This window comes from Sphingomonas sp. BLHR8 (genome assembly GCF_056821725.1).
Window position 1 is genome coordinate 13,737 of sequence record NZ_JBPDIM010000002.1, and the last position, 24,258, is coordinate 37,994.

Consider the following 24,258-nt stretch of genomic DNA (forward strand, 5'->3'; position numbering starts at 1 on the left):
GATACCCAATGCCTCGTTCGTTTCCCCGCACCGCTTTGACCGTCGCCGCGCTTGGGGTCGCCGGTCTCAGCGGCGTTGCCGTCTCAGGTAATGCCTGGGCGCAGGCGCGTTCGGCGACGCCAGCGGCGCGTGCGCCGAGCGGCGACCTCGCGCTGGTGCAGCGGCACCTCGAAGCGACGCGCAGCCTCGTCGCCGATTTCAGCCAGACCGACCGGCAGGGGCGGGTGCAGAGCGGGCGACTGACGCTCAAGCAGCCGGGACGCATTCGTTTCCAATATGCGCCGGGCAACCCGCTGCTGATCGTCGCCGACGGCAGCGCGCTGACGATGATCGATTACCAGGTGCGTCAGGTGCAGCGCTGGCCGGTGCGCAACTCGCCGCTGGCGGTGCTGATCGATCCGGGCGCCAATCTGATGCGCTTTGCGACGCAAGGGCCAACCAGCGATCCCGGTGCGATCAGCGTTGATGTGCGCGATCCGCGGCATCCGGAATATGGCATGATCTCGATGGCGTTCGTGCGCGATCCGGCGGGGCCGGCGGGGCTGCGGCTGTATGGCTGGGTGGCAACCGACGCGCAGCGTAATCGCACGACGGTCCGGCTCAGCAACATTCGCTACAATGTGCCGGTGGAGGACAGCGTGTTTCGCTGGCGCGACCCGCGCACGCAGCAGTCCGGACCGCGCACGCGCTAGGGGATTTTCACACCCCGCCCCCGCGCGGCCACGCCTTGTCGCGGAGGTGAACATTCGTTCATCGACGCGACAGTAATTCGGGGGCAGCGGTGGCGGTGTCGCGCAGGTTCTGCCGATGGCCAGCGCCCCAGCCAGTCATCGGACAAGCCCCATCAGGCCTCGCGACGTGCGCAACGGTCGTCGGGAAGTCCCTGCCCAGCGATCATCGCGCGGCCCCCGCTCCACTTGCCCCTCGGAGCGGGGGCCGTTTCGCGCTTCGCCTTGTTCCCGCGTCCGACATCCGCCAAAGCCCCGCGTCATGAGCGGCACCCTCCGCATCGCATCCTGGAACATCAATTCGGTGCGCGCCCGCGCCGATCTCGTCCGCGATTTCCTCGATCGCGAGGCGCCCGACGTGCTTTGCCTCCAGGAGACGAAGGTCGTCGACGACCTGTTCCCGCGGGACCTGTTCGCGGCGGCGGGCTATGACTGGGTCATCGTCAACGGCCAGCGCATGCACCACGGCGTCGCCATCGCGAGCCGCGTGCCGATCGCGCGCGACGACCGGCTCGACTGGCAGGCCAACGGCGAAGCACGGCATCTCGGCGTCAGCCTCGACAACGGCGTGCGCATCGAAAACGTCTATGTTCCCGCCGGCGGCGACGTGCCCGACCGCAGCGTCAACCCGAAGTTCGGGCAAAAGCTCGACTTTCTGGGGCGCATGATCGACTGGTCCGCCGGCTTGAACGTGCCGACGATCCTGACCGGCGACTTCAACGTCGCCCCGCTCGAATGCGACGTGTGGAGTCACAAGGCGCTGATCGACGTCGTCAGCCACACACCGATCGAGGTCGAGACGCTCGGCCGCTTGCAGGGCGCGGCCCACTGGGTCGACCTTGGCCGCCGCTTCGTGCCCGCGCCGGAAAGGCTCTACACCTGGTGGAGCTACCGCGCGAAAGACTGGGCGGCGAGCGATCGTGGGCGAAGGCTCGACCATATGTGGGCCACCCCCGACGTCGCACCGACAGCTCGCGCCCACCACGTGCACGAATGCTGCCGCAGCTGGACGCGGCCTTCGGACCACGTGCCGATCGTCACGGATTTCACCTTCTGATGGCGGATGATCGCACGGTCCCGCGCGCCATCGACGCGCTGCGGCATGGTTGGCCGGTGCGCTTCGGGAAAGGCGAGGAGGGGCTGACCCTGGCCGCGATCGAACCGCTCAGCGACGCCGAATTTTCCAGTCTCCAGCCGACGGCGATGCTGTTGTCGGGGGAGCGCGCGACGACGCTCAAGCTCACCAACCAGCGCGATGCGGCGGAGCCGGGGCCGGTCCTGATCGCGTGGGATGCGAACGACGGTGCGATCCAGGCCCGCGCGGTGGCCGATCCCGCGCTCGACCTGCGCTTTCCGCTGAAAGGTCCGTTCCGCGCACTCCCCCTTGATGGTCCGCGGGCTGATGCCGCCCGGGCGGCGGTGCGGCTCGCGCGGCAGGCGGGGCTTCTCCCGGCGCTGATGATGACCGACGCTTCGCCCGAAATAACGCTCGCGTCGGCGGAGGTCGCTCGGTTCGTCGACCCGGCCCGGCTCGCCATCGCCGCGCGTGCGCAACTTCCGGTGCGCGTGGACGTGGGCGCGGAGATCGTCGCCTTCCGCAGCCCCGGCGATCCGAGCGAGCATGTCGCGCTGATCCTCGGGACGCGCGACGGCACTCCGCCGGTGGTGCGGCTGCATAGCGAATGCCTCACCGGCGATGTGCTCGGCAGCCTCAAATGCGACTGCGGGCCGCAGCTCGACGCGGCGCTGTCGCGCATCGCAGGGGCAGGGTGGGGCATCCTCCTCTACCTGCGGCAGGAAGGGCGCGGCATCGGCCTCATCAACAAGCTGCGCGCCTACCAGCTGCAGGACCAGGGTTACGACACGGTCGATGCCAATCTGAGACTCGGCTTTCCCATCGAGGCGCGCGATTTCGCCATCGCCGCGCGGATGCTCGACCTACTCGGCGTGACGCAGGTGCGCTTGCTCACCAACAACCCCGACAAGATCGCGCGGTTGGAGGCGGCGGGGGTGAGGGTTATCGAACGCCTGCCGCTCGAACTCGCCGCCAACCCGCACAATGCCCGCTACCTCGCGACCAAGGCGGCGCGCACCCGGCACATGCTGGAGTTGAAGGAGCCCTCGAGCGATGTCGCGCACTGACCCGATTGCCCCTCCGTCGCTGCGGCTTTTGGCCGGCGAAGCGATGAGCATGCCGGCGTGGATCGTCGCGCGGGTGCGCAGTCGCCCGCGGCCCGCGCAGCGCCCGATCGCCGGAGAACATTTGCCGGTGCTGGTGCTGCCCGGTTTCCTTGCCAACGATGCCGGGTCGCGCCCGCTGCGGCGCGGGCTCGAAGCACGGGGTTGGCCGGTGTTTGGCTGGGGCCTTGGCATCAACCGGGGCGCGCGGCCAGATACGCTCGAAGCGTTGGGACGCCGCGTCGAAGCCGTCCTCGCCAGGACGGGCGCCGAGCGGCTGCATCTCGTCGGTTGGAGCCTTGGCGGGCTGTTTGCGCGCGAATATGCCAAGCATCACCCCGATCGCGTGGCGAGCGTCATCTCGATGGGATCGCCTTTCTCGGGCTCGCTCAAGGCCAATCACGCCTGGCGGCTCTACCAGCGGGTCGCGGGCCATCCCGTGGAAGCGCCGCCGATCGGCTGGCACGACCGCGTCCGGCCCGACGTACCGACCTACGCGCTTTATTCGGAGCGGGACGGCGTCGTTGCCGCGCAGACTTCGCGCGGGGAGTCGAGCGAGCGCGACCGGGCGATCGCGGTCGATTGCACGCACATCGGCTTCGCGCACGATCCGCGTTCGGTCGCGGCGGTCGCCGAATGCCTCGGCGAGGTGGAGGCGCGGCGGGGCTAGACGCTCAACTTGCGCGGAACCGGTCGGCGAGTTCGGCGGGGACGCGCATCGGGCGGCCGCTGGCGCGGTCGATCATCGCCCAGGTGGTGCGGGCGTCGATCAACACCCGCCCGTCATGTTCGCGCACGAAGCACACGCGCCGGTCGAAGCGCGCGCCCCGCGGCGGATCGGGCACCCAGGTCGCGCCGATTGCCGCTTCGCCCGGCAGCAGCGCGGCGCGGTAGTCGATCTCGTGCCGGGTCACGACCCAATAGGCCGCCGCGTCCTCCGCCGCCGTCGCGAGGCTGCGCCAGTGGGCCACCGCGACGTCCTGGATCCAGCGCACCCACACCGCGTTGTTGACGTGGCCGAGCTCGTCGATGTCGCCATCGCTCGCGACGACGCGCTGGCGAAAGGCGCCGGGCGGAATCGGCTCGCTCATGGCGCCGGCGGTGTTTGACGCTGGCTCTTCAGCTCGTCACCGGTCAGCGTTGCCACATGCAGCACGTTGGTCGAACCGGGCGTCCCGAAGGGCACGCCGGCCATCATGATCAGCTTCGATCCCGCGCCGCCGATGCCGTGGCGCACCGCCATGCGGCGGCCTTTGGCGATCATTTCCTCGAAACTGCCGATGTCGCGCGTGTGGACCGCATGCACCCCCCACAGCAGCCCCATCCGCCGCGCCGCCTCGAGCTTGGGCGTCAGCACGAGGATCGGCGCCTGCGGCCGTTCGCGCGAGACGCGCCGCGCGGTCGAGCCGGTGCCGGTGAAGCAGACGATGCCGTCGGCGCCGATGATCTCCCCGACCGCCCCCGCCGCTTCGGACAGCGCGTCGGCCGTGGTCGGTTCGGCCTTGGTCTCGGTGAAGTGCAGCCGCGCGTGATAGCCGGGGTCGCGCTCGACCGTGCGGCCGATGCGGTCCATCATCCGCACCGCGTCCACCGGCCACGCGCCCGCGGCGGTTTCGGCCGACAGCATCACCGCGTCGGCGCCGTCGTACATGGCATTGGCGACATCGCTAACCTCGGCGCGGGTGGGCGTCGGCGCAACGATCATCGATTCGAGCATCTGCGTCGCCACCACCACGGGTTTGCCCATCGCGCGGGCCAGGCTGACGATGCGCTTTTGCGCGACGGGCACACGTTCGGGCGGTAGTTCGACGCCGAGGTCGCCGCGCGCGACCATGCACGCATCGGCAAGCTCCATGATCTCCTCGAGCCGTTCGAGCGCCTGCGGCTTCTCCAGCTTGACCATGACGCCGGCGCGGCCACGGATCAGCGTGCGCGCTTCCGCGACATCCTCGGGCCGCTGCACAAAGCTGAGCGCGATCCAGTCGACATGCGCGTCGATGGCGAAGGCGAGGTCGCGGCGGTCCTTTTCGGTCAACGCTGCCAGCGGCACTACGACGTCGGGCAGGTTGACGCCCTTGCGGTCGGACAGGCGCCCACCGACCTCGACCATCGTCTCGATCGCATCGCCATCGACTCGCAGCACACGCAGCACCAGCTTGCCGTCGTCGAGCAGCAGCCGCGCGTCGGGCTGCAACGCGACGCGCACCTCCGGGTGGGGCAACTGCACGCGCTGGACATCGCCGGGCGCGGGGTCGGCATCAAAGGTGAAGCGCTGCCCCTCCTCTAGCATCACCCCGCCCTCGGCAAAGGTGCCGACACGCAGCTTCGGCCCCTGAAGGTCGGCCAGGATGGTGGTCGGGCGGCCGGTCTCCTTCTCCATCGCCCGGATCGCCGCGACGTTGGCGGCGTGCATGGCATGGTCGCCGTGGCTCATGTTGAGGCGGAAGGCGTCGGCGCCGGCGTCGAACAGCGCGCGGATGCGCTCCGGCCCGCTCGATGCGGGGCCCAGCGTTGCAAGGATGCGGACGCGGCGGTCGCGCGGGGGGGTGATGGGGGTCACAAATCTCTCCGGCTGGCGCAGTGCTTTGGGGCAGGGGTGTGACAGGCGCAAGGCGAAGCGGGCGGCGCGGCGGACCGAGCGCGCTTCCCCCCGCCGCCCCTCGCCGCTATCGGCGCCGCCTACATCGAACGGAGAATCACGCTTCCATGGCCGACGACGACGCCGAACCCACCGACAACCAGCTCAAGCTGTTCATCGAACGCGTCGAGCGGCTCGAGGAGGAAAAGAAGGGCATCGCCGACGACATCCGCGACGTCTATGCCGAGGCGAAGTCGCAGGGCTATGATGCCAAGATCATGCGGCAGATCGTGCGGCTCCGCAAAATGCCGCTGCACGACCGGCAGGAAATGGAAGCGCTGCTCGACACCTACAAGGCGGCGCTGGGGATCGGCTAAGGGCGCCGCTCACCTTGATCGAACCGTCACCCCGGACCTTGTCCAATCCAAGTCCGGGGCGACGATGTGAGGGAGGGCGGTAACTCTCAGCCCTCACCCCGAAGCTGCTTCACGACCGCTTCCGCGACGCCCTTCGCGCTCGACGGGTTCTGGCCGGTGATCAGCCGTCCATCTTCGACGACATGGCTGGCGAAGGGGAGCATCGCCCTTGAATAGTCGCCCGCGCGCCGGGTCAGCTCGTCTTCGAGGCTGAAAGGGATGGCATCGTCGCGACTGGCGGCCGACTCTTCCTTGTTCGAGAATCCGGTCACCTTGCGCCCCGCCAGCAGCGAGGAGCCGTCGGCCAGCGTCACGTCGAGCAACCCGACCGGGCCGTGGCACACCCCCGAGACCAGCTTGCCCGCGTCGTAAAAGGCACCGACCAGCCGTGCGAGCGCGGGGTCGCGGAAGTCGAACATCGTGCCGTGCCCGCCAGTCAGGTAGATCGCGTCGAAATCGTCGACCGATACGTCGGCGATCGCGACCGTGTCGTTCAGGCGATCCATGAACGCGCGATCCTTGTATCGATCGGACACCGCCCCGCCGAGGCCGAACATTTCCGCCATGCCGGCCATGGAGAGGCTCTCGGGATCGATCGGCACGAAACCGCCCTTGGGGCTGGCAACGGTCATCGCGCAGCCCGCCTCTTCGCCGACGTCCCAGAAGTGCGTCAGCTCGCCCAGCCACAGGCCGGTGCGAAAGCCGACCTTTTCATACTGATTGACGTTGGTGACGATGATGAGGATGCGACCGGCGCTGGACATGGCGCTTCTCCAGAAGGCGTTGACCGGCGGCTAACGAGCCGCGCTCGCGCTTCGTTCCGGGCGATTGCCACTCGGCGGGCCGCTGGCTAACAGGCGCGCCAATCGCCTCATTGTACAGCCAGGGGAACGCGGCGCATGGCCGGCCATTCCAAATTCAAGAATATCATGCACCGCAAGGGCGCGCAGGATAAGAAGCGCAGCGCCCTGTTTTCCAAGCTCAGCCGCGAAATCACCGTCGCGGCGAAGTCGGGGCTGCCCGACCCCGACCACAACCCGCGGCTGCGCGCGGCGGTGCTCGCGGCGCGTTCGGGCGGCATGCCCAAGGACAATATCCAGCGCTCGATCGACAAGGCGAGCGGGGGCGATGCCGACAATTACGAAGAGCTGCGCTACGAGGGGTACGGTCCCGGCGGCACCGCGATCATCGTCGAGGCGCTGACGGATAATCGCAACCGCACCGCCACCAACGTGCGCACCGCTTTTGCCAAGAATGGCGGCAATCTGGGCGCCAGCGGTTCGGTCGCGCATGGGTTCGAACGGCTCGGCCTGATCGAATATGGCGCGGGCGCGGGCGATGAGGACACGGTGCTCGAAGCCGCCCTCGACGCGGGCGCGAGCGACGTCGTGTCGTCTGAGGACGGCCACGAAATCTGGACTGCGGTCGAAGATCTGCACGAGGTCGCCCGCGCGCTCGAAGCGAAGCTCGGCGAAGCGGAAAGCGCCAAGCTCGCGTGGAAGCCCAACCTCACCACCGCGGTCGACGATGCCGGCACCGCGGCGACGCTGATGAAGCTGATCGACGCGCTCGAGGATGACGACGACGTCCAGACCGTGTGGGGCAATTACGAGGTCAGCGACGCGGTGATGGAGCAGCTCTGACCGGGGGCTCCCGCCTGATCCTCGGGCTCGATCCCGGGCTCGGCACGACCGGCTGGGGCGTTGTGGCGTGCGAAGGGTCGCGGCTGCGCCATATTGCCAATGGCTGCATCAAGACTCGCACAGCCGATGCGCTGGCGTTGCGGCTGGCGGCGCTCGACGCCGCGCTGACCGACCTGATCGCGCAACACGCCGTGGTCGGGGTCGGGGTCGAGGAGGTGTTCGTCAACGACAACCCGCGCTCGACCTTGAAGCTTGCGCAGGCGCGCGGGGTGGCGCTGGCGGTGGCGGGGCGCTGCGGCGTTGCGGTCGGTGAATATGCGCCGAGCCTCGTCAAGCAGGCGGTCACCGGCTCCGGCCGCGCGGACAAGGATCAGGTGCGCGGCATGGTCGAGCGGCTGCTGCCCGGCTGCAAACCCGCGGGCGCGGATGCCGCCGACGCGCTGGCGGTGGCGATTTGCCACGCGCATCATGCGGGGCGACTTGTCTAAATTTCCCCTCCCCCTCCTGGGGAGGGGCAGGGGTGGGGGCCTGCTCGCGTATGCGAGCGGAAGAGACCCATCGCAGCGTAGCGCCAATGATTTTTTCACGAGCCGCAGACGCGGCTCGGCCCCCACCCCCAACCCCTCCCCACGAGGGGGAGGGGAGGTCATCATCGTCGGCGCATCGCCCCTTCGCACACCCGTCCGGCTTCGCTAAGCCCGCCCGCATGATCGCGAAGCTCACCGGAACGCTCGACCAGACCAGCGCGGGGCATGCGGTCATCGACGTGGGCGGGGTCGGCTATCTGGTCGAAGCATCGGCGCGCACGCTCGACGCGCTCGGCGCGGTCGGCGAGACCGTGACCGTGCACACCGAGATGCTCGTCGGCGAAGATTTTTTGCGGCTGATCGGCTTTGCGAGCGCAGAAGAGCGCGACTGGTTTCGCCTGCTGACCGGGGTGCAGGGGGTCGGCGGCAAGGTCGCGCTGGCGATCCTCTCAGCGCTCGGCCCTGCGGAGATTGCGCGCGCCATCGCTGCGGCGGACAGCGCCGCCATCGCCCGCGCGCAGGGGGTGGGGCCGAAACTCGCCCAGCGCATCTGCAACGAACTCAAGGACAAGGTCGGCGGGCTCAACACGGTCGTCGTCGGCAGCGGCGCTGCGCTTCGCCCTGCGCCAGGCCCGCAGGCCGACGCGCTGTCGGCGCTCGCCGCGCTCGGGTTCAAGCCGGCAGAGGCGAGCGCGGCCGTCGCCGCCGCGAGCGACGAGCTCGGGCCGGCCGCGACGCTCGATGCGCTGGTGCGACTCGCGTTGCGCAAGGCGGGATAAAGGCGGCGGCCCCCTCGCCACCTCAGGGCGAAGCCGCTATCGCCATGCGACACGCTCGGGGGAATGATGTTCAGCCTGCCCAACGTCCTGACGCTGTCCCGCGTGGTGGCTTTGCCGGTGCTGATCGCCCTGATGTGGGGGCGGTGGGATACCGGCTGGCTGCTCGCCTTTGTGCTCTACTGCGCGATGGGCATCACCGATTATTTCGACGGCTACCTCGCGCGGGCGCAGGGCACGGTGTCGAAACTCGGCATCTTCCTCGATCCCATCGCCGACAAGATGATGGTCGCCGCGGTGATCCTGCTGCTGTGCGGGACGCGCCACGATCCCGCGTCGGTGCAGGATTGGCACCTTGTGCCGGCGATGGTCATCCTGTTGCGAGAGATTGCGGTGTCGGGCTTGCGCGAATTCCTCGCCGGACTGCAGGTGTCGGTGCCGGTCAGCCGCCTCGCCAAGTGGAAGACCGCGTTTCAGATGATCGCGCTGGGTGCGCTGATCCTGGCCGGGGGGATCGGGCCCCACGTGCCCTTCGTCGAAGGGTTCGGCTTTGCCGCGCTTTCAAAGGCGGTGGGGCTCACGACGCTGTGGATCGCCGCCGGACTGACGCTGATCACCGGCTGGGACTATCTGCGCGCCGGCGTGCGCCACATGGACTGAGCGCCCGCGTCACCCGGTGTGGTGACGGCGAAGCACCTCCGCCAGCAGGCGAAAGTCGCGCTCCCGCGGCGAATTGGTCCGCCAGACCAGTGCGATCTGACGCGCGGCATTCTGGGTGGCGAGCGCACGCGTGACCACCTGGGTCGGCTCCAGCAGCCCCGCGTCGACCGCCATCTGCGGCAACACCGTGACGCCGAGGCCGTTGTCCACCATCTGCACCAGCGTGTGCAGCGACGTCCCCATCATCCGCGCCGACCCTTTGAGGTCGGGACGGTGGCACACGGCGAGTGCATGATCCTTGAGGCAATGCCCGTCCTCGAGCAGCAGCAGCCGGTCATTGTCGAGCGTATCGGGCGACACCGTTTCGGGAAGATTAGCCGCTTCCCCGGCCGGGAGCGCGAGCAGCAGCGGGTCTTCGAACAGCAGCTCCTGCTCGGTGTCGCCGCAAGGGTAGGGGAGCGCCAGCATGACGCAGTCGACCTGGCCCTGGTGCAACGACGCGCAGGCCTGACCCGACGTTTCCTCGCGCAGATAGAGGTTAAGTTCCGGGCGCTCGACACGCAGCCGGGGGAGAAGGCGGGGGAGCAGGAACGGGGCGATGGTCGGGATCACGCTCATCCGCAGATCGCCGGTCAGCGGTCTGCCGGACGCGGCGGCGAGCGCGGCGAGCTCCTCGGCCTCGCGCAGCACGCGGTGCGCGCGCTCGACCACCGCTTCGCCGAGGGGCGTGAAGCGGACTACCCGCCGGGTCCGCTCGACCAGCATCACCCCCAGCAGCGATTCGAGTTCACGCAGACCCGCCGACAGCGTCGATTGGGTCACAAAGGTCGCATCCGCCGCTCGGCCGAAATGTCCGTGCTGATGCAGCGCGACGAGATATTGCAGTTGCTTGATGGTCGGGAGATAGGTTTGCATCTGTTCGACAAGTCCGATCAATCCGACGCGCTATAATCGAAATTGTAACTCGACGGTCGCTTGTCAAGCCATTCAGCTGGCTCGACATAGACGGCGCATGGTCGCCGACTTTCTCGCATATCTCGACTCCATCAAGGCGCGCGACCCCGCTCCCCGCTCGCGGTGGGAGGTGCTGACCTACCCTGGTCTGCTGGCGGTCGCGCTTCATCGCGTGGCGCACTGGCTGTTCGGAGCGGGGCTGTTTTTCCTCGCGCGCTTCGTCAATCACGCCGCCCGCTGGCTGACCGGCATCGACATCCACCCCGGCGCACGGATCGGGCGGCGGCTGTTCATCGATCACGGCATGGGCGTCGTCATCGGCGAGACCGCCGACATTGGCGATGATGTCACCATCTATCAGGGGGTGACGCTGGGTGGGACGGACCCGGCCAATGGCATCGGCGGGAAACGCCACCCGACCATCGCTCCGGGCGCCATCCTCGGGGCCGGGGCGCAGGTGCTGGGGCCGATCCAGGTGGGCGAGAATGCGCGCGTCGGCGCCAATGCGGTCGTCACCCGCGAAGTCGAACCGGGCGCGGTGATGGTCGGCATCCCGGCGCGCCGGATCGACGTGAACGACCCGGAGCCGGCGCGCGACTTCGTGCCCTATGGCACGTCGTGCCGCGAGATGTTCGATCCCGACACGCAGCAGATCGAGCTGCTGCAATGCCAGCTCGCCGAACTGCAGACGCGTGTCGCCAAGCTGTCGGCCGAGGTGGCGGCGGCTCGTTCGTCGGCCAGCGCATGACCGCTACCGTTCATCCCCTGCCCCAGCCGGCGGCGACGCAGGTCGGGTTCGAGCGGGCGGAGCTGATGCGGATCCTCGACCTGTACGGTCGCATGGTCGCCGCGGGGCACTGGCGCGACTATGCGATCGACTTCGGTCGCGAGGCGGCGAGCTTTTCGTGCTTTCGGCGCACCGCCGAACGCCCCGAGGTGCGGATCGAAAAGCGTCCCGCGCTGCGACATCGGCAGGGCATGTGGGCGCTGATCGGCGAACATGGCGCGGTGCTCAAACGCGGCCACGAACTGGCCGGTGTGCTGGCGCCGGTGGAACGGCGCCTCCTCAAACTGATCGGTTAGGCGGGCCCGTCCGCCGCGCGCTTGAACCCCTGCGCGACGACGAACAGCTCCGGGCTGCCCTTGCGGCTCGAGGGTGGTTTGGCGTGCTTCACGCTGGTGAAGTGCCGCTTGAGGACGTCAAGGAGGTCGCGGTCGGTGCCGCCCTGGAACACCTTCGATACGAACGCGCCGCCGGGGGAGAGGTTGGCGATGGCAAAGTCCGCCGCCGCCTCCGCCAGCGCGAGCGTGCGCAGATGGTCGGTCTGCGGATGACCCACCGTGTTCGCCGCCATGTCCGAGAGGACGAGGTCGGGTGGTCCGTCGAGCAGCGCCGCGATCGCGTCCGGCGCTTCGTCGGCCATGAAGTCCATCTGCAGGATGGCGACGCCGTCGATCGGCTCGACGGGTAGCAGGTCGATGCCGACCACCGCCGCGGCGGGCACGGTGCGGCGCACCACCTGACTCCATCCGCCCGGCGCGATGCCGAGATCGACGACTCGCCTGGCCCCACGCAGCAGCCCGTATTTGAGGTCGAGTTCGATCAGCTTGTACGCCGCGCGGCTGCGGTAACCCTCGGCCTTCGCACGTTTGACATACGGGTCGTTGAGCTGGCGCGCGAGCCAGCGGGTCGATTGCGCCGACCGGTTGCGCGCGGTGCGCACGCGTGTGCGGCCGCCCCCGCCGCTGCCGCCCCGGCTCACCGGCGCACGCTCTTGCGATTGATGCGGCGCGCGTGCGGCTGGTGCATCAATTGGCGCAGCACGCCTTCGCGAATGCCTCGGTCGGCGACCGAGACCGACGTCGCCGGCCAGATGTCGAGGATCTCCTCCAGCACCGCGCAGCCTGCAACGACGAGATCCGCCCGCTCGCGCCCGATGCAGTCGAGTCGCGCGCGATCGCCGAGTGACAGGCCGGCGAGCTGAGCGCAGATGCCGCGCAGGTCGTCACGGCCGATGCGCAGCCCGTCGACCCGCGAGCGATCGTAGCTTTTGAGGCCGAGGTGCACGCTGGCGAGCGTCGTGACGGTGCCGCTGGTGCCGAGCAGGCGCGGTTTCCGCGAGGGCGCCTCGTGCTGCTCTGCGGCGTCGCAAAATCCCGCCATGTCGGCCCGCACCCGCGCCCGCATGGCGGCATAGGCGGCGGCGCGCGCACTGGCATCGCGGCTGTCGTGCGGCTCCGATTCGGTCAGCGTCACCACGCCCCAGGGCACGCTGCGCCAAGCGAGGACCTGCGGGAATGCGCCGCGGTCGTCGACCAGCACCAGCTCGGTCGAGCCGCCGCCGATGTCGAAGATCAGCGCCGGGCCGTCGCCGGGCGTCAGCAGCTGGTGACAGCCCATGACCGCCAGCCGCGCTTCCTCTTCGGCGCCGATCACGTCGAGGAGGATGCCCGTTTCCTCGCGCACGCGACGCAGGAATTCCTCGCCATTGCTGGCCCGGCGGCAGGCTTCGGTAGCAACCGCGCGAGAGAGGGTGACGTGCCGACGGCAAAGCTTGTCCGCGCACACCGACAGCGCCTCCACCGCGCGGTCCATCGCCGTGTCTGCCAGCCGGCCTGTCGAGGCAAGGCCCTCGCCCAGCCGAACGATGCGGGAATAAGCGTCGACGATGACGAATTCTTCGCCGTGCGGTCGCGCGATCAGCAGGCGACAATTGTTGGTGCCGAGGTCGAGCGCCGCAAAGGTCTGCGCATGGACGCTGGAGCCGGGCCCGATCGCGCGGGCGGCATGGCCGTGCCGCATGGCCGGCGGCGGGGGAATGGGCGCGTCAGGCCCATCGCCGGCCATCAGCCTGAGCGCGGTCTCGCCGTCGCGGTCGCGGTCGCGCCATGACGCGCCCTGCGAAGCGGCGGGCCGCGCGGCGGGGTGGTTCGACCCCCGATCCGCCATCGGCGACGCCTTTCAATTCATGCACGCAGCTCGGATTGGGCTGCAGAAGTTGGCTGCCGTCCTATCCCTCGTGCCAGGTCACGACAACCCTCGTTCACACTCGCGAAAAGGCGCGCGCCGGGGGTCCGACGCGCGCCTTCGTACAAGTGCGGGAGCTGGGGAGGGTGGGGTCTGCTCCCGCACTCGACGGCTCAGCAGCGATTGTTGCTGCCGGCACGTTCGAGTTGGCGACCGGCGAGCGCGCCCACCGCGCCGCCGATGATCGCACCCGCGGTGCGGTCGCGGCGAACGACTTCGCGCCCGAGCAGGCCGCCGGCGACGCCGCCAACGATCAGCCCGGTGGTGCCGCTGTTGCAGCGATACGCGCGGCGCTGATCGCCGTAATAGGCGCGGTCGTAACCCTGATTGTAGCCGCGATAGCTGTCGTAACGGCCGTAATTGCCGCGATCGTAGCGGCTCTCGTAACGGTCGCGATGGTCACGGCCGTGGGCGGCGGCCGGCGCAGCACCCGTGACGAGCGTGGCGGCGGCGGCAAAGGCGATGGTCAGCTTTTTCATCATGTCTCTCCGGTCGGACGACGACGCCGACGGTTGGGGTCCGCGTTGATCCGACGTCATTGGTGCCCGTCAGCGCGTGCACGCCTCCTGAACGGCGCTGTCGTTTGACGTTCAGGGAAGTGAGGACGCCATGACACCGCGCGTGGTTGCGCGGCGGGGGTGTGACGTTCATCGCGGCGAGCGTGTTTGCCGTTCGCCGTCCGCTTCAGATCGTCGCCGCCGTCCTGCTGGCGGTGATCTCCACGAATGGCACGCGCGTGCCGCTGCCGGCTATCCCCGCCGACCCGCCGCCTGCCACGCTCCGGCCGCTCGAGGTCTCGGGCGAGCGGTTCGGCGAACTGACGTTGCGGCGGGCCTGGTCGATCAATCTGGCAGACCGGCGGCTTGGCGGCTTTTCGACCATCGCTTCGGTCGAGGAGAATCGCGCGGGGGCGCTCGCCTTTACCTTCGTCACCGATGCGGGTCGTGTGCTCGATCTGGCGCTGACCGCCGAGCGGCGGGTGGCGGCGCAGCGATGGCGCCGCGTGCGCGCGGTCGGTGCCGCGTTCGGGACCGCGGTGCGGCTCGACAGCGAATCGATGATCCCCGCGACAGGCGCGCGCGGTGGCTGGGTCGCCGGGCTGGAGGCGCCGCCGCGGCTGGCGTTGCTCGACAATGCGCTGTCGGTAGTCGCAACCCGCCGCGATCCGCCGATGCGGCGTTGGACCTCCAATTCCGGGCCAGAGGGGCTGGTCCGGCTGCGGGACGGGCGCCTGCTGGTCTTCGCCGAGCGAGCCGCTTCAGCGAGTGGTGTCGCGGGCCGGTCGCTGCTCATTTATCCGGCCGACCCGTTCGCGCGCGGCGCCGCCGCCCCCGTCGAAGTGGCCTATGACGACGCGGCGCGCGGTGCGGTGACCGACGCGACGCGGCTGAGCGACGGCCGCGTGCTGATCCTCCACCGTCGCGGCGATCCCTTTCGCGGCTGGACATCGACACTGGCGGTTGCCGACCCGCGAGAGCTCCGCCCCAACGCTGCCTGGCGGGCGCGAACGATCGCCCGGATCGAACAGGGTCCGTGGCGCGAGAATTTCGAGGGCGTGGCCGTGACCGGGCGCGGTGGGGACTGCCGCGTCTGGCTGATCAGCGACGACAACTTCCACCGCTTGCAGCGCAGCCTGCTGCTCGAACTGAGCTGTCCCGACCGATAAACGACGAAAAGCGGGCGACCATCAAGGCGCGCCCGCTTTTCTGTAGCTTTAATCGGGCAGGCGTCCGCGCGAACCGCGCACTAACGAATCACGCTGCGGCGTTGCTCTCGGCGAGCTTCTTCACCACGTCGCGCTTCAGACGGCGCGCCTTGAGCGACAGCAGCTCGTCCTTCGTCTTGACCAGCCAATTGTCGAGACCGCCGTTGTGTTCGACCGAGCGCAGGCCGTGCGTCGACACGCGCAGCTTCACGCTCTGGCCCAGCGCGTCGCTGAGCAGCGTTACGTTGTGCAGGTTCGGAAGGAACGTGCGCTTGGTCTTGTTGTTGGCGTGGCTCACATTGTGACCCACCTGACGGCCCTTGCCCGTCAGTTCGCAGATGCGCGACATGACTTGAAATCCTGTGTTCGACCGTGGCCGGAAAGGCTGCGCGCTTAAGCGGGACGTGCAGATTCGTCAAGCCGCGCCCCGTGCGCTAGCGCGACGGACGTGCGCGCGCCCTTCCCCCCGTCACCCTATATGGCCCGCGCGGTCGAGCTGGCGCGTGCCGCCGCCGCGGCGGGGGAGGTGCCGGTCGGCGCCGTCGTCGTACACCGCGGTACGATCGTGGGGGAGGGCGCCAATGCGCCTCGCGCACGATGCGACCCGACCGCTCACGCCGAAATCGTCGCGCTGCGCGAAGCTGCCAAGGCGCTCGGCAGCGATCGGCTGCCCGCATGCGACCTGTGGGTGACGCTCGAACCCTGCGCGATGTGCGCCGGGGCCATCGCCCATGCACGCCTCGCACGGCTCTACTGGGGCGCGGACGACCCCAAGGGCGGCGCCGTGGTGCACGGACCGCGGCTGTTCACCCAGCCCACGCTCCACCATCGGCCGGAATGCTACGGCGGGGTCATGGCCGACGAGAGCACCACGCTCCTGCGGGAATTTTTCCAGCAGTTGAGGGGGTAACGGGCCGCCGTCCGTTCAATGAACGAAGCGCGCCACCACGTCACGATAGCTGCGGCTGACCTTCACGTCCGATCCGGACGTCAGGATCAGGAAACATTCGCCGTTGGTGTGCGGCTTCACCTCGCGCACCTGTCCGAGGTTGACGATCCAGCTGCGATGCACGCGCTGGAACACGCGCGGATCGAGCCGGCGTTCGAGGTCCTTCATCGTCTCGCGCAGGATGAAGCTCTTCTCGCCGGTATATACGACCATGTAATCGCCGGCCGCTTCGATCCGTTCGATCGAATCGACATCGACGCGAAAGATCTGCCCGCGATCCTTGATGTTGATGAGCTTTTCGAAGCGGTTGGCGGCGACCGGTTCAATGGTTTCGTCGCTGGCGGCGGCGACCTGCTCGGCCGCTTCCGGTGCAACCTCGGCGAGCACTTCCTTGAGCCGTTCGGCCTCTTCGCCGGCGCGCGCCTCGGACAGGCGACGCCGCACCCGGTCGAGCGCGTCGGCCAGCCGCTGCGGCTCCACCGGCTTCAGCAGATAATCCACCGCCTGCGCGTCGAACGCCTTCAGCGCATGGTCCTGATAGGCGGTGACGAACACGAACAGCGGCGGTTCGACGTCCATCAGGCCCTGCACCACCGAAAACCCGTCGAAGCCCGGCATCTGGATGTCGAGGAAGACGAGGTCGGGTTTATGCATCTTGATCTTGCGGATCGCCTCGCGCCCGTTCTGGGCCGTATCGACGATCTCAATGTCGCCGTGCCCCTCCAGCCGCAGGGTCAGCCCCTGAACGGCCAGCTTTTCATCGTCGACGAGAATGGTGCGGATGGTCATGCGTTGAGCGCGGTCCTTTGCGACATGGCCGGGGCCGCCTCCGACGCGATGCGGCGATAGGGAAGTTCGATCGTGACCACGAACCCCTCCTCCCCTTCCTTCGCTTCGAAGCGTTGCTCCTCGCCATAGGCCTGCGTCAGCCGATCGCGAATGTTGGCGAGGCCGACGCCGGTCGACGGGGTGGCCATGGCGATGTCCGGGGGCAACCCGCCGCCCGTGTCGGACACGACGATGCGCACCCTTTCGCCGACGAGATGCGCGGCGACGCGGACATCCGCTCCGTCCTCCGATGGCGTCACCGCATATTTGATCGCGTTTTCGATCACCGGCTGCAGCAGCAGCGACGGCATCGCCGCATCCGCCGCCGCCTCATCGATGTCGAAGCTGACGCGCAGACGCTCCTCGAACCGCATTTTCTCGATGTCGAGGTAAAGCTTCATCGTCTCCACCTCCTGCGTCAGCGTGACCATCGCCGACGGTTCGTTGGCGAGCGTGTAGCGCAGGAACGACGACAGCCGGCTGAGCATCGCGTTGGCGGGCTCGGTCTGTTTCAACAGCACCAGCGTCGAAATCGAATTGAGGGTATTGAACAGGAAGTGCGGGTTGATCTGGTAGCGCAGCATGGCGAGCGTCGACGCCGTCGCCTGCCCTTCCAGCGCGATCAACTGGTCCGCCTGTTGCTCCACCCGCAGGAAATAGTTGATCGCGAAATACAGCGCCGACCATCCGCCCAGGAACACGACGTCGAGGAACAGCGGCACCAGCATCAGCGTCGAGAACGCCGCATTTTCGCTGCTCGGCTGGATGGCGACCATCGACGCGTCGATGAAGGCATAGACCACCGTCGCCGCGAACATCGCGCCGATCGCGCCCGCCCAGGCGGTGAGCGAACCGCGCTTCATCAGGCGACGATAGGCCAGCGACAATAGCAGCGTCAGCGAAAAGCCGGTCAGCATCGACACCAGCAGCGGCGCCAGCACCGCGATATCCTGCCCTTGCGCCAGGTTGGAGATGGCACGCAGAACGAACAGACCGGCCCACCCCAGTCCCTGCAGCACCCAGAAGGCGCGCACCTTGTCGACGAAGAATGGCTGTGCCCGGGTCGAGGGACGGAACGGGTCGCGCGGGCTACGCCGCGCCGGCACCGCCGCGCTCGGCGCCGGTGGCGCGCCAAGCAGCCAGCTGCGCAGGCTGTCTTGCCGGGTCATCGGGCGACGGTCGGGGTCGTGCACGGCATCGCCCATATCATCGGCATTTGTGCGAAGCGGGGCAAGGGGGGCGCGACCGTGACCGATCGAGCCGCGCTGCCGCGGCGATACCAATTCGTTGCGCGACCTCAACCAAAACACCTTGGAAACGAACGACCTTAACGCCACAACGGTCGCATGCTGCGTCAGTATCAACTGGTGGAGGCGGTGCGCGCCTATGATCCCGATGCGGACGAGGATGCGCTCAACCGGGCCTATGTCTTCACCGTACAGAAACATGGCACGCAAAAGCGCGCCAGCGGCGACCCATATTTCAGCCACCCGGTCGAGGTGGCGGGCATCCTCACCGAATTGAAGCTCGACCAGGCGAGCATCATCACCGGCCTCCTTCACGACACGCTCGAGGACACGCTGACCAGCGCCGAGGAGATCGACCGGCTGTTCGGCGGCGACGTCGCGCGGCTGGTCGACGGCGTGACCAAGCTCAGCAAGATCGAGCATCAACAGGCCGCCAACGACAGCGAGCATGAGCGCGCGGCGGAAAATCTGCGCAAATTCCTTCTCGCCATGTCGGACGACATTCGCGTGCTGCTGGTGAAGCTTGCCGACCGGCTGCACAACATGCGTACGCTGCACCACATCCCGGCTCCCGAAAAACGCCGCCGCATCGCGCGCGAGACGATGGATATCTACGCGCCGCTGGCGGAGCGCATCGGCCTCTATGAATTTATGCGCGAGATGCAGCTGCTCGCCTTTCGCGAGCTCGAGCCAGATGCGTACGAGAGCATCACCACCCAGCTCGACAAATTGACCCGCGGCGGCACCGACCGGGTCAAGCGCATCGCCGAGGAAATCCGCGCCGAGCTCGCCGCCCACGGTATCGAGGCCGAAGTGACCGGCCGCGCCAAGCACCCCTATTCGGTGTGGCGCAAGATGCAGGAGCGCCACGTCACCATCGAACAGGTGACCGACATCATGGCGTTCCGCGTCATCACCGCAGACGAGGACGCCTGCTATCGCGCGCTGGGCATCGTGCACCGGCGCTGGAAGCTGGTGCCCGGGCGGTTCAAGGACTTCATCTCGACCCCGAAGCGCAACGGCTATCGCTCGTTGCACACGACGGTGATGCGCGGCGAGAACATGCGCGTCGAAATCCAGATCCGCGACCGCGCGATGCACCGGCAGAATGAATTCGGGCTCGCCGCGCACTGGGCCTACAAGCAGGAGGCGCGGCCCGACGGGCAGGCGGGATGGATCCGCGACCTCATCGAAATCCTCGACCAGGCGCAGGATGCGGACGAGCTGCTGGAACATACGCGCATGGCGATGTATCAGGACCGCATCTTCGCCTTCACGCCCAAAGGCGCGCTGCACCAGCTGCCCAAGGGCGCGACGCCGGTCGACTTTGCCTATGCCGTGCACACCGCGCTCGGCGACCGTACCGTCGGTGCCAAGGTCAACGGCCGGCTGGTGCCGCTGCGCACCCAGCTCAGCAATGGCGATACGGTCGAGATTCTGACCAGCGAGAGCCAGACCCCCGAGCCCGCGTGGAGCGGGTTCGTCGCCACCGGCAAGGCGCGCGCGGCGGTGCGGCGGCACGTCCGTCACAAGGAGCGTGACGAGACCATCGCGCTCGGCCGCACGCTCTACGACGCGATCGTCTCGCGCCTGCCGGTCAAGGTCGGCGAAAAGGCACGGCGCGAGGCGGTCGGGCGGCTGAAGCTCGGCGGCGACGACGACCTCATGTACGCGATCGGCCGGCGCCAGCTGCGCGACACCGACGTCATGGATGCGCTCGTCCCCGGCATCGTCGCCGAGATGAAGGCGGGCGGGATCAGCTTCGACGCGACCAAGCCGATCAGCATCGAAGGACTGACCCCCGGCGTCGCCTACACGCTCGCCGACTGCTGCCGACCGATCCCAGGCGACCGCATCGTCGCGCTCGGCCGGCCGGGTGAGGGGATCGAGGTGCACGTCATCGACTGTCCCGAACTCGCCGACGTGGGCGATGCCGAATGGATCGACGTGCGCTGGCAGCGCGACAGCGAAGGCGGCACCGCGCGGCTGGTGATCGTGTTGCGCCACGAACCGGGCACGTTGGCCGAGATGGCGGCGACCATCGCGCGCGCCGGCGCCAACATCATCAACCTTCGCCTCGCCAGCCGCGACGGCGACTTTCATGCGATGCTGGTCGACGTGGAGGTCAAGGATCTCACCCACGTCATGCGCATCCTCTCCAACCTACGCGCCAGCGACGTCGTTGTGTCCGCCGAACGCGGCTGATCCCCGCGACGCAAGAAACTTCCAGAAGTGCGTGGCCCGATCGGCAACGCTTCCGTCATGCCGGAGGACGCAACTGTCTGATCGGGCATTGCTTTGGGCCTCGGTTTACGAACAGGATGCCGCCATGGCGACGATGCTGTCCGACCGGACCCGGCTTGCTCAGGGCTATTTCGCCGAGGGCGATCGATATCTCCGCGCAAATTATCGCATCCGTCGCCGCGCAGAGTTGGCGGGGGAGGTGCTGGGACCGCTGACGGGCAAGCACATCGTCGATCTTGGCTGCGGCGACGGTGCGGTTTCGGCGTCCTTTGCCGAAGCCCGGCACATCGCCTTTGTCGACAGCGCGGCGGACATGGTCGGTCGGGCACGCTCCGGGAGAGCGAATCGACCTGCAACCTATCTGGTCGACGATCTTCACGCCGTGACGCTGGACGACCCCGGCGACGTGGTGATGTGCCTCGGCGTGCTCGCGCATGTGGACGACAGCCGCGACACGATGCGTGCGATCGCGCGCAATCTTGTGTCCGATGGACGCGCGTTGGTACAGTTCAGCCCCGCCGAACGAGCGGTAAATCGCGTCGGCCTCCCGCTGCTGCGGATGCGCACCGGGCTTGGCTACCGGGCGACGGCCACGCGCGACGTCGTGGCTGCCGCGACCGAAGCGGGGCTGCGGGTGGTGGCGAGGCGCGATCACCTGTTGGTGATCCCCGGAACCGCAGCGCTGTTGGGCAAGGGCCTGCCACGCTACGACCGGGCGGTCTGCCGCCGCCCGTCGATTGCGCGCTCCGGGTCCGATACGTTGCTGCCGCTCGAGCATCATCGCAGCGAAGGTCATGATCCCGCGCGGCGGTAGGCGTTCAGCTCGACATTAGCCGCGTCGACCGGGACGCGGGAGCGGGACCGTCCGGGCGCGGTGTGTCGCCCGGACGGCTCGTTCGCATCAACCGCCGAAGGTGCGCTGCCACCAGCCGCGACGGGGCGCCGGGGCTTCGGTCGGTTCGGCCGTCGCATCGGCCATTTCCGCAGGCTCCGCAGCGGTGGCCGGCGCCGCCGCATCCTCGTCCGACGAGGCGATGGCCTCGCTGACTTTGGCGGCGGTGCTGGCGGCGGTCTTGCGGGTCGAACGGCGGCGCTTAGGGGCTGGCGCCTCCTCGGCAGCGGTGGCCTCGGCAGGCGAGCCTTCATCGCTCGCTTCGCCGCTGGCAACCGCGTCGGCCGTCGGCGTCTCGGCGACCTTCTTGCGCGAGCGACGCGGCTTTTTCGCCGGTTCGGCGTCCGCTTCGCCCTCGCTGGCGCCGTCCGTGGGGGCGGCGTTCTCGCTGGCCGCGTCCGCGGCCTTGCGCCGTGACCGGCGGGGCTTGGCGGCGGGCTTCTCCTCGGTCACCGGCTCGGCGTCCCCCTCGGGCAGAGCGAGCTGTGGTTCCGCGTCGGCATCCACATCGCCCGCGTCGGCATCGGCAAGCGGTGCTGGCGCGTCGCCCGCATCCGCTTCCTCCGTGGATGAAGCCGTCGCCTCATCGTCCTCGGCGCCGGCGCGACCTTCGCTGCGACGGTTGCGGCCACCGCGACGACCGCGTCGACGCCGCCGCGCGTCGCCGGGCTCCGCCTCGTCGCGTTCACCGTTGTCGACGCGGTCGTCGGCGGGCTCGGCTTCGCCCGCGTCCTCGCCGCTATCGGCGGATTCGCGCGGTTCGCCATCGTCGAGCGCAACGTCGTCCTGCTGTTCGCGCGGTGCGCCTTCATCGTCGCGACGACCGCCCCGGCGGCGGCGACGGCGGCGGCGACTGCGATCGCCGTCCTCACGCTGGGTGCCTTCCTCGCCGCCTTCACCGGCTTCGACGCCTTCGATCTCCTCATCGAAGATGTCGTCGTCCGGCTCGTCGGCAATCGCGGTGAACTGCGGGCGGATGGCGGGCGGCGGGCCGCTCGCATCGACGCTCATCCGTGCGCCCTCGACATGGCCGTCGGACTGCACGTCGATCCGGACGCCGTAGCGATCCTCGATCCCCGTCAGCTCGGCGCGCTTGTTGTTGAGGACGTAGAAGGCCGCCTCTTGGCTCGCGCGCAGCAGCAACTGCGAACCGCGCCCGCGCGCCGCCTCCTCCTCGAGCAGGCGCAACGCGCCGAGGCCCGCCGACGCCGCGGTGCGGACGAGCCCGGTGCCGTCACAATGCGGACACTGGCGGGTCGAGGCTTCGAGCACGCCGGTGCGCAGTCGCTGGCGGCTCATCTCCATCAGGCCGAAGCCCGAGATGCGGCCGAGCTGGATGCGCGCGCGGTCGTGCTTGAGCGCGTCCTTCATCGCGCGCTCGACCTTCCGGACGTTGCTGTTCGACTCCATGTCGATGAAGTCGATCACTACCAACCCCGCCATGTCGCGCAGCCGCAGCTGGCGCGCGACCTCGTAAGCGGCCTCGAGGTTGGTGTTGAGCGCGGTCTGCTCGATATTATGCTCGCGTGTAGAGCGGCCGGAGTTGACGTCGATCGACACCAGCGCCTCGGTCGGGTTGATGATCAGGTAACCGCCCGATTTCAGCGGCACCAGCGGCTGATACATCGCCGACAGCTGATCCTCGACGCCATAGCGCTGGAACAGCGACACGGGGTCCGAATAGGCCTGCACGCGCCGGGCGTGGCTGGGCATCAGCAGCTTCATGAAGTCCTTGGCGGCGCGGTATCCCTCCTCACCCTCCACGATCACGTCGCTGATGTCGCTGTTGTAGATGTCGCGGATGGCGCGCTTGATGAGGTCGCTGTCCGAGTGGATCAGCGCCGGCGCGGTCGCGCTCAGCGTCTTTTCGCGGATTTCGTCCCACAGCCGCGCGAGATAGTCGAAGTCGCGGCGGATTTCGGGCTTGGTGCGCTCCAGTCCTGCGGTGCGGACGATGCAGCCCATCGACGGCGGCAGGTTCATCTCGTCGATGATCGATTTAAGCCGCTTGCGGTCGGCGCCGTTCGAGATTTTGCGGCTGATCCCGCCGCCGTTGCTAGAATTGGGCATCAGCACGCAGTAACGCCCGGCGAGGCTGAGGTAGGTGGTCAGCGCCGCGCCCTTGTTGCCGCGCTCTTCCTTGACGACCTGGACCAGCAGCACCTGGCGGCGGCGAATGACGTCCTGAATCTTGTAGCGGCGATGCCACGAGCGGCGCTGCGGCGCGTCCTCCTCGCTGCGTTCGGGGCGGTCACCGCCGCGGTCGCCCCCGCGATCATTGCGCCGGCCACGCTCCTTGCCCGGGCGACGGCGGCCCCGGCCCCGGCGGCGTTCGCCTGACGCGTCGTCGCGCAGGGCTTCGTCGTCCCGCGCCGCGTCGTCGTCGGAATCGTCGGTCGCGGGTAGGGACTCGTCTTCCTCATCGCCGTCGGAGTGATTGTCGTGGCGCTCTTCGTCGCCATCGTGATCATCACCGTCGCGATCTTCGCTGTCGTGGTCGTAATCGTCGGCGTCGATCGGGTTGCCGTCCTCGTCGAGCGGGGCCGGAGGCGCCACGTCCTCGACCTCACCCTCGAGCGATTCCATCTCCTCCTCGGCGCGCATCGCGGCGGCGGCGGCCTCCGCCTCCTCGCGCAGCAGCGCGTCGCGATCCTCCTTCGGGATCTGGAAATAGTCGGGGTGGATTTCGCTGAAGGCAAGGAAGCCGTGGCGATTGCCGCCATATTCGATGAACGCCGCCTGCAGCGACGGTTCGACCCGGGTGACCTTGGCGAGGTAGATATTGCCCTTGAGCTGTTTGTGCTCGGCAGATTCGAAATCGAACTCTTCGATCCGGTTACCCTTGACGACCGCGACGCGGGTTTCTTCCCGGTGGCGCGCGTCGATCAGCATACGCGTGGACATT

General features: G+C 68.5%; 26 protein-coding genes. 15 read left to right on the forward strand and 11 right to left on the reverse strand.

All coding sequences use genetic code 11. The features are described from left to right. Positions 1 to 8: 8 nt before the first annotated feature. The 4 genes from ACRYJK_RS10070 to ACRYJK_RS10085 all read left to right on the forward strand — a co-directional run bounded on the left by ACRYJK_RS10070 (position 9) and on the right by ACRYJK_RS10085 (position 3,576). Positions 9 to 692 (forward strand): LolA family protein, encoded by a 684-nt coding sequence (locus ACRYJK_RS10070; protein WP_482667460.1) that lies wholly within the window; start codon positions 9 to 11, stop codon positions 690 to 692. A gap of 298 nt (positions 693 to 990) precedes the next feature. Further along, on the forward strand, positions 991 to 1,785 hold the full coding sequence (locus tag ACRYJK_RS10075; protein ID WP_482667461.1) for an exodeoxyribonuclease III: 795 nt from the start codon (positions 991 to 993) through the stop codon (positions 1,783 to 1,785). Beyond that, positions 1,785 to 2,870, forward strand: coding sequence for a GTP cyclohydrolase II (gene ribA, locus ACRYJK_RS10080; RefSeq protein ID WP_482667744.1), 1,086 nt, complete (start codon positions 1,785 to 1,787; stop codon positions 2,868 to 2,870). The genes ACRYJK_RS10075 and ribA overlap by 1 nt, the downstream gene beginning before the upstream one ends. Continuing rightward, positions 2,857 to 3,576, forward strand: a complete 720-nt coding sequence (locus ACRYJK_RS10085; RefSeq protein ID WP_482667462.1) for an esterase/lipase family protein — start codon at positions 2,857 to 2,859, stop codon at positions 3,574 to 3,576. The genes ribA and ACRYJK_RS10085 overlap by 14 nt, the downstream gene beginning before the upstream one ends. A gap of 4 nt (positions 3,577 to 3,580) precedes the next feature. Here ACRYJK_RS10085 and ACRYJK_RS10090 read toward each other — a convergent pair whose 3' ends face one another. Both ACRYJK_RS10090 and pyk read right to left on the reverse strand, forming a co-directional pair. Then, positions 3,581 to 3,997 carry an acyl-CoA thioesterase gene (locus ACRYJK_RS10090; RefSeq protein WP_482667463.1) on the reverse strand — a complete coding sequence of 139 codons (417 nt, stop codon included), beginning with the start codon at positions 3,995 to 3,997 and terminating at the stop codon, positions 3,581 to 3,583. Beyond that, positions 3,994 to 5,466 carry a pyruvate kinase gene (gene pyk, locus ACRYJK_RS10095; RefSeq protein WP_482667464.1) on the reverse strand — a complete coding sequence of 491 codons (1,473 nt, stop codon included), beginning with the start codon at positions 5,464 to 5,466 and terminating at the stop codon, positions 3,994 to 3,996. The genes ACRYJK_RS10090 and pyk overlap by 4 nt, the downstream gene beginning before the upstream one ends. 146 nt (positions 5,467 to 5,612) lie before the next feature. On the opposite strand from pyk, the gene ACRYJK_RS10100 reads away from it, so the two are divergent. Then, positions 5,613 to 5,861 carry a DUF2312 domain-containing protein gene (locus ACRYJK_RS10100; RefSeq protein ID WP_482667465.1) on the forward strand — a complete coding sequence of 83 codons (249 nt, stop codon included), beginning with the start codon at positions 5,613 to 5,615 and terminating at the stop codon, positions 5,859 to 5,861. Positions 5,862 to 5,947: 86 nt separating this feature from the next. On the opposite strand, the gene ACRYJK_RS10105 is transcribed toward ACRYJK_RS10100, so the two are convergent. Next, a complete protein-coding gene (locus ACRYJK_RS10105; protein WP_482667466.1) occupies positions 5,948 to 6,664 on the reverse strand; it encodes a type 1 glutamine amidotransferase domain-containing protein in 717 nt (238 codons plus the stop codon). A gap of 135 nt (positions 6,665 to 6,799) precedes the next feature. Between ACRYJK_RS10105 and ACRYJK_RS10110 the strand changes: the two genes are divergently transcribed. The 4 genes from ACRYJK_RS10110 (at position 6,800) to pgsA (ending at position 9,506) form a co-directional block, all read left to right on the forward strand. Beyond that, positions 6,800 to 7,543 (forward strand): YebC/PmpR family DNA-binding transcriptional regulator, encoded by a 744-nt coding sequence (locus ACRYJK_RS10110; protein ID WP_482667467.1) that lies wholly within the window; start codon positions 6,800 to 6,802, stop codon positions 7,541 to 7,543. Then, positions 7,498 to 8,031, forward strand: coding sequence for a crossover junction endodeoxyribonuclease RuvC (gene ruvC / locus ACRYJK_RS10115; RefSeq protein WP_482667468.1), 534 nt, complete (start codon positions 7,498 to 7,500; stop codon positions 8,029 to 8,031). Before ACRYJK_RS10110 ends, ruvC begins: the two co-directional genes overlap by 46 nt. 218 nt (positions 8,032 to 8,249) lie before the next feature. Next, positions 8,250 to 8,849 carry a Holliday junction branch migration protein RuvA gene (gene ruvA / locus ACRYJK_RS10120; RefSeq protein WP_482667469.1) on the forward strand — a complete coding sequence of 200 codons (600 nt, stop codon included), beginning with the start codon at positions 8,250 to 8,252 and terminating at the stop codon, positions 8,847 to 8,849. A gap of 66 nt (positions 8,850 to 8,915) precedes the next feature. Further along, positions 8,916 to 9,506, forward strand: coding sequence for a CDP-diacylglycerol--glycerol-3-phosphate 3-phosphatidyltransferase (gene pgsA, locus ACRYJK_RS10125; RefSeq protein WP_482667745.1), 591 nt, complete (start codon positions 8,916 to 8,918; stop codon positions 9,504 to 9,506). A gap of 9 nt (positions 9,507 to 9,515) precedes the next feature. Here the strand turns inward: pgsA and ACRYJK_RS10130 are convergent, their stop codons facing one another. After that, complete coding sequence (locus ACRYJK_RS10130; RefSeq protein ID WP_482667470.1) at positions 9,516 to 10,421, reverse strand: hydrogen peroxide-inducible genes activator; 906 nt, start codon at positions 10,419 to 10,421, stop codon at positions 9,516 to 9,518. 97 nt (positions 10,422 to 10,518) lie between these two features. On the opposite strand from ACRYJK_RS10130, the gene cysE reads away from it, so the two are divergent. Both cysE and ACRYJK_RS10140 read left to right on the forward strand, forming a co-directional pair. Next, entirely contained in the window at positions 10,519 to 11,208 is a 690-nt protein-coding gene (cysE, locus tag ACRYJK_RS10135) for a serine O-acetyltransferase (protein ID WP_482667471.1), read from the forward strand. Further along, on the forward strand, positions 11,205 to 11,543 hold the full coding sequence (locus ACRYJK_RS10140; RefSeq protein WP_482667472.1) for a DUF2794 domain-containing protein: 339 nt from the start codon (positions 11,205 to 11,207) through the stop codon (positions 11,541 to 11,543). The genes cysE and ACRYJK_RS10140 overlap by 4 nt, the downstream gene beginning before the upstream one ends. Here ACRYJK_RS10140 and ACRYJK_RS10145 read toward each other — a convergent pair. The 3 genes from ACRYJK_RS10145 to ACRYJK_RS10155 all read right to left on the reverse strand — a co-directional run bounded on the left by ACRYJK_RS10145 (position 11,540) and on the right by ACRYJK_RS10155 (position 13,967). After that, the gene (locus ACRYJK_RS10145) at positions 11,540 to 12,223 is read right to left on the reverse strand and encodes an RlmE family RNA methyltransferase (protein WP_482667473.1); all 684 of its coding nucleotides are present in this window, start codon (positions 12,221 to 12,223) and stop codon (positions 11,540 to 11,542) included. The genes ACRYJK_RS10140 and ACRYJK_RS10145 overlap by 4 nt on opposite strands. Continuing rightward, the gene (locus ACRYJK_RS10150; protein ID WP_482667746.1) at positions 12,220 to 13,308 is read right to left on the reverse strand and encodes a Ppx/GppA phosphatase family protein; all 1,089 of its coding nucleotides are present in this window, start codon (positions 13,306 to 13,308) and stop codon (positions 12,220 to 12,222) included. Before ACRYJK_RS10150 ends, ACRYJK_RS10145 begins: the two co-directional genes overlap by 4 nt. A gap of 293 nt (positions 13,309 to 13,601) precedes the next feature. Next, entirely contained in the window at positions 13,602 to 13,967 is a 366-nt protein-coding gene (locus ACRYJK_RS10155; protein WP_482667474.1) for a glycine zipper 2TM domain-containing protein, read from the reverse strand. Between the two features lie 161 nt (positions 13,968 to 14,128). Between ACRYJK_RS10155 and ACRYJK_RS10160 the strand changes: the two genes are divergently transcribed. Continuing rightward, positions 14,129 to 15,154, forward strand: a complete 1,026-nt coding sequence (locus ACRYJK_RS10160; protein WP_482667475.1) for an esterase-like activity of phytase family protein — start codon at positions 14,129 to 14,131, stop codon at positions 15,152 to 15,154. Between the two features lie 88 nt (positions 15,155 to 15,242). On the opposite strand, the gene rpmB is transcribed toward ACRYJK_RS10160, so the two are convergent. Then, on the reverse strand, positions 15,243 to 15,542 hold the full coding sequence (gene rpmB / locus ACRYJK_RS10165) for a 50S ribosomal protein L28 (RefSeq protein ID WP_482667476.1): 300 nt from the start codon (positions 15,540 to 15,542) through the stop codon (positions 15,243 to 15,245). 129 nt (positions 15,543 to 15,671) lie between these two features. Between rpmB and ACRYJK_RS10170 the strand changes: the two genes are divergently transcribed. Beyond that, positions 15,672 to 16,103 carry a nucleoside deaminase gene (locus ACRYJK_RS10170; protein WP_482667747.1) on the forward strand — a complete coding sequence of 144 codons (432 nt, stop codon included), beginning with the start codon at positions 15,672 to 15,674 and terminating at the stop codon, positions 16,101 to 16,103. Positions 16,104 to 16,118: 15 nt separating this feature from the next. Here ACRYJK_RS10170 and ACRYJK_RS10175 read toward each other — a convergent pair whose 3' ends face one another. Continuing rightward, positions 16,119 to 16,931 carry a LytR/AlgR family response regulator transcription factor gene (locus tag ACRYJK_RS10175; RefSeq protein WP_482667477.1) on the reverse strand — a complete coding sequence of 271 codons (813 nt, stop codon included), beginning with the start codon at positions 16,929 to 16,931 and terminating at the stop codon, positions 16,119 to 16,121. Continuing rightward, positions 16,928 to 18,175 carry a sensor histidine kinase gene (locus ACRYJK_RS10180; RefSeq protein WP_482667478.1) on the reverse strand — a complete coding sequence of 416 codons (1,248 nt, stop codon included), beginning with the start codon at positions 18,173 to 18,175 and terminating at the stop codon, positions 16,928 to 16,930. The genes ACRYJK_RS10175 and ACRYJK_RS10180 overlap by 4 nt, the downstream gene beginning before the upstream one ends. A gap of 141 nt (positions 18,176 to 18,316) precedes the next feature. Between ACRYJK_RS10180 and ACRYJK_RS10185 the strand changes: the two genes are divergently transcribed. Further along, on the forward strand, positions 18,317 to 20,422 hold the full coding sequence (locus ACRYJK_RS10185) for a RelA/SpoT family protein (RefSeq protein ID WP_482667479.1): 2,106 nt from the start codon (positions 18,317 to 18,319) through the stop codon (positions 20,420 to 20,422). A gap of 124 nt (positions 20,423 to 20,546) precedes the next feature. Next, positions 20,547 to 21,275, forward strand: a complete 729-nt coding sequence (locus tag ACRYJK_RS10190; protein WP_482667480.1) for a class I SAM-dependent methyltransferase — start codon at positions 20,547 to 20,549, stop codon at positions 21,273 to 21,275. A gap of 87 nt (positions 21,276 to 21,362) precedes the next feature. On the opposite strand, the gene ACRYJK_RS10195 is transcribed toward ACRYJK_RS10190, so the two are convergent. Continuing rightward, positions 21,363 to 24,257 (reverse strand): Rne/Rng family ribonuclease, encoded by a 2,895-nt coding sequence (locus ACRYJK_RS10195; protein ID WP_482667481.1) that lies wholly within the window; start codon positions 24,255 to 24,257, stop codon positions 21,363 to 21,365. Position 24,258: the final 1 nt, after the last annotated feature.

Excerpts from the sequence above, each read along its gene's own strand:
- ACRYJK_RS10070 (WP_482667460.1), top strand. The coding sequence starts at position 9 with ATGCCTCGTTCGTTTCCCCGCACCGCTTTGACCGTCGCCGCGCTTGGG.
- ACRYJK_RS10075 (WP_482667461.1), top strand. The coding sequence starts at position 991 with ATGAGCGGCACCCTCCGCATCGCATCCTGGAACATCAATTCGGTGCGC.
- ribA (WP_482667744.1), top strand. The coding sequence starts at position 1,785 with ATGGCGGATGATCGCACGGTCCCGCGCGCCATCGACGCGCTGCGGCAT.
- ACRYJK_RS10085 (WP_482667462.1), top strand. The coding sequence starts at position 2,857 with ATGTCGCGCACTGACCCGATTGCCCCTCCGTCGCTGCGGCTTTTGGCC.
- ACRYJK_RS10090 (WP_482667463.1), bottom strand. The coding sequence starts at position 3,997 with ATGAGCGAGCCGATTCCGCCCGGCGCCTTTCGCCAGCGCGTCGTCGCG.
- ACRYJK_RS10100 (WP_482667465.1), top strand. The coding sequence starts at position 5,613 with ATGGCCGACGACGACGCCGAACCCACCGACAACCAGCTCAAGCTGTTC.
- ACRYJK_RS10105 (WP_482667466.1), bottom strand. The coding sequence starts at position 6,664 with ATGTCCAGCGCCGGTCGCATCCTCATCATCGTCACCAACGTCAATCAG.
- ACRYJK_RS10110 (WP_482667467.1), top strand. The coding sequence starts at position 6,800 with ATGGCCGGCCATTCCAAATTCAAGAATATCATGCACCGCAAGGGCGCG.
- ruvA (WP_482667469.1), top strand. The coding sequence starts at position 8,250 with ATGATCGCGAAGCTCACCGGAACGCTCGACCAGACCAGCGCGGGGCAT.
- pgsA (WP_482667745.1), top strand. The coding sequence starts at position 8,916 with ATGTTCAGCCTGCCCAACGTCCTGACGCTGTCCCGCGTGGTGGCTTTG.
- ACRYJK_RS10130 (WP_482667470.1), bottom strand. The coding sequence starts at position 10,421 with ATGCAAACCTATCTCCCGACCATCAAGCAACTGCAATATCTCGTCGCG.
- cysE (WP_482667471.1), top strand. The coding sequence starts at position 10,519 with ATGGTCGCCGACTTTCTCGCATATCTCGACTCCATCAAGGCGCGCGAC.
- ACRYJK_RS10140 (WP_482667472.1), top strand. The coding sequence starts at position 11,205 with ATGACCGCTACCGTTCATCCCCTGCCCCAGCCGGCGGCGACGCAGGTC.
- ACRYJK_RS10150 (WP_482667746.1), bottom strand. The coding sequence starts at position 13,308 with ATGGCCGGCGATGGGCCTGACGCGCCCATTCCCCCGCCGCCGGCCATG.
- ACRYJK_RS10155 (WP_482667474.1), bottom strand. The coding sequence starts at position 13,967 with ATGAAAAAGCTGACCATCGCCTTTGCCGCCGCCGCCACGCTCGTCACG.
- rpmB (WP_482667476.1), bottom strand. The coding sequence starts at position 15,542 with ATGTCGCGCATCTGCGAACTGACGGGCAAGGGCCGTCAGGTGGGTCAC.
- ACRYJK_RS10170 (WP_482667747.1), top strand. The coding sequence starts at position 15,672 with ATGGCCCGCGCGGTCGAGCTGGCGCGTGCCGCCGCCGCGGCGGGGGAG.
- ACRYJK_RS10175 (WP_482667477.1), bottom strand. The coding sequence starts at position 16,931 with ATGACCATCCGCACCATTCTCGTCGACGATGAAAAGCTGGCCGTTCAG.
- ACRYJK_RS10180 (WP_482667478.1), bottom strand. The coding sequence starts at position 18,175 with ATGGGCGATGCCGTGCACGACCCCGACCGTCGCCCGATGACCCGGCAA.
- ACRYJK_RS10185 (WP_482667479.1), top strand. The coding sequence starts at position 18,317 with ATGCTGCGTCAGTATCAACTGGTGGAGGCGGTGCGCGCCTATGATCCC.
- ACRYJK_RS10190 (WP_482667480.1), top strand. The coding sequence starts at position 20,547 with ATGGCGACGATGCTGTCCGACCGGACCCGGCTTGCTCAGGGCTATTTC.
- ACRYJK_RS10195 (WP_482667481.1), bottom strand. The coding sequence starts at position 24,257 with ATGTCCACGCGTATGCTGATCGACGCGCGCCACCGGGAAGAAACCCGC.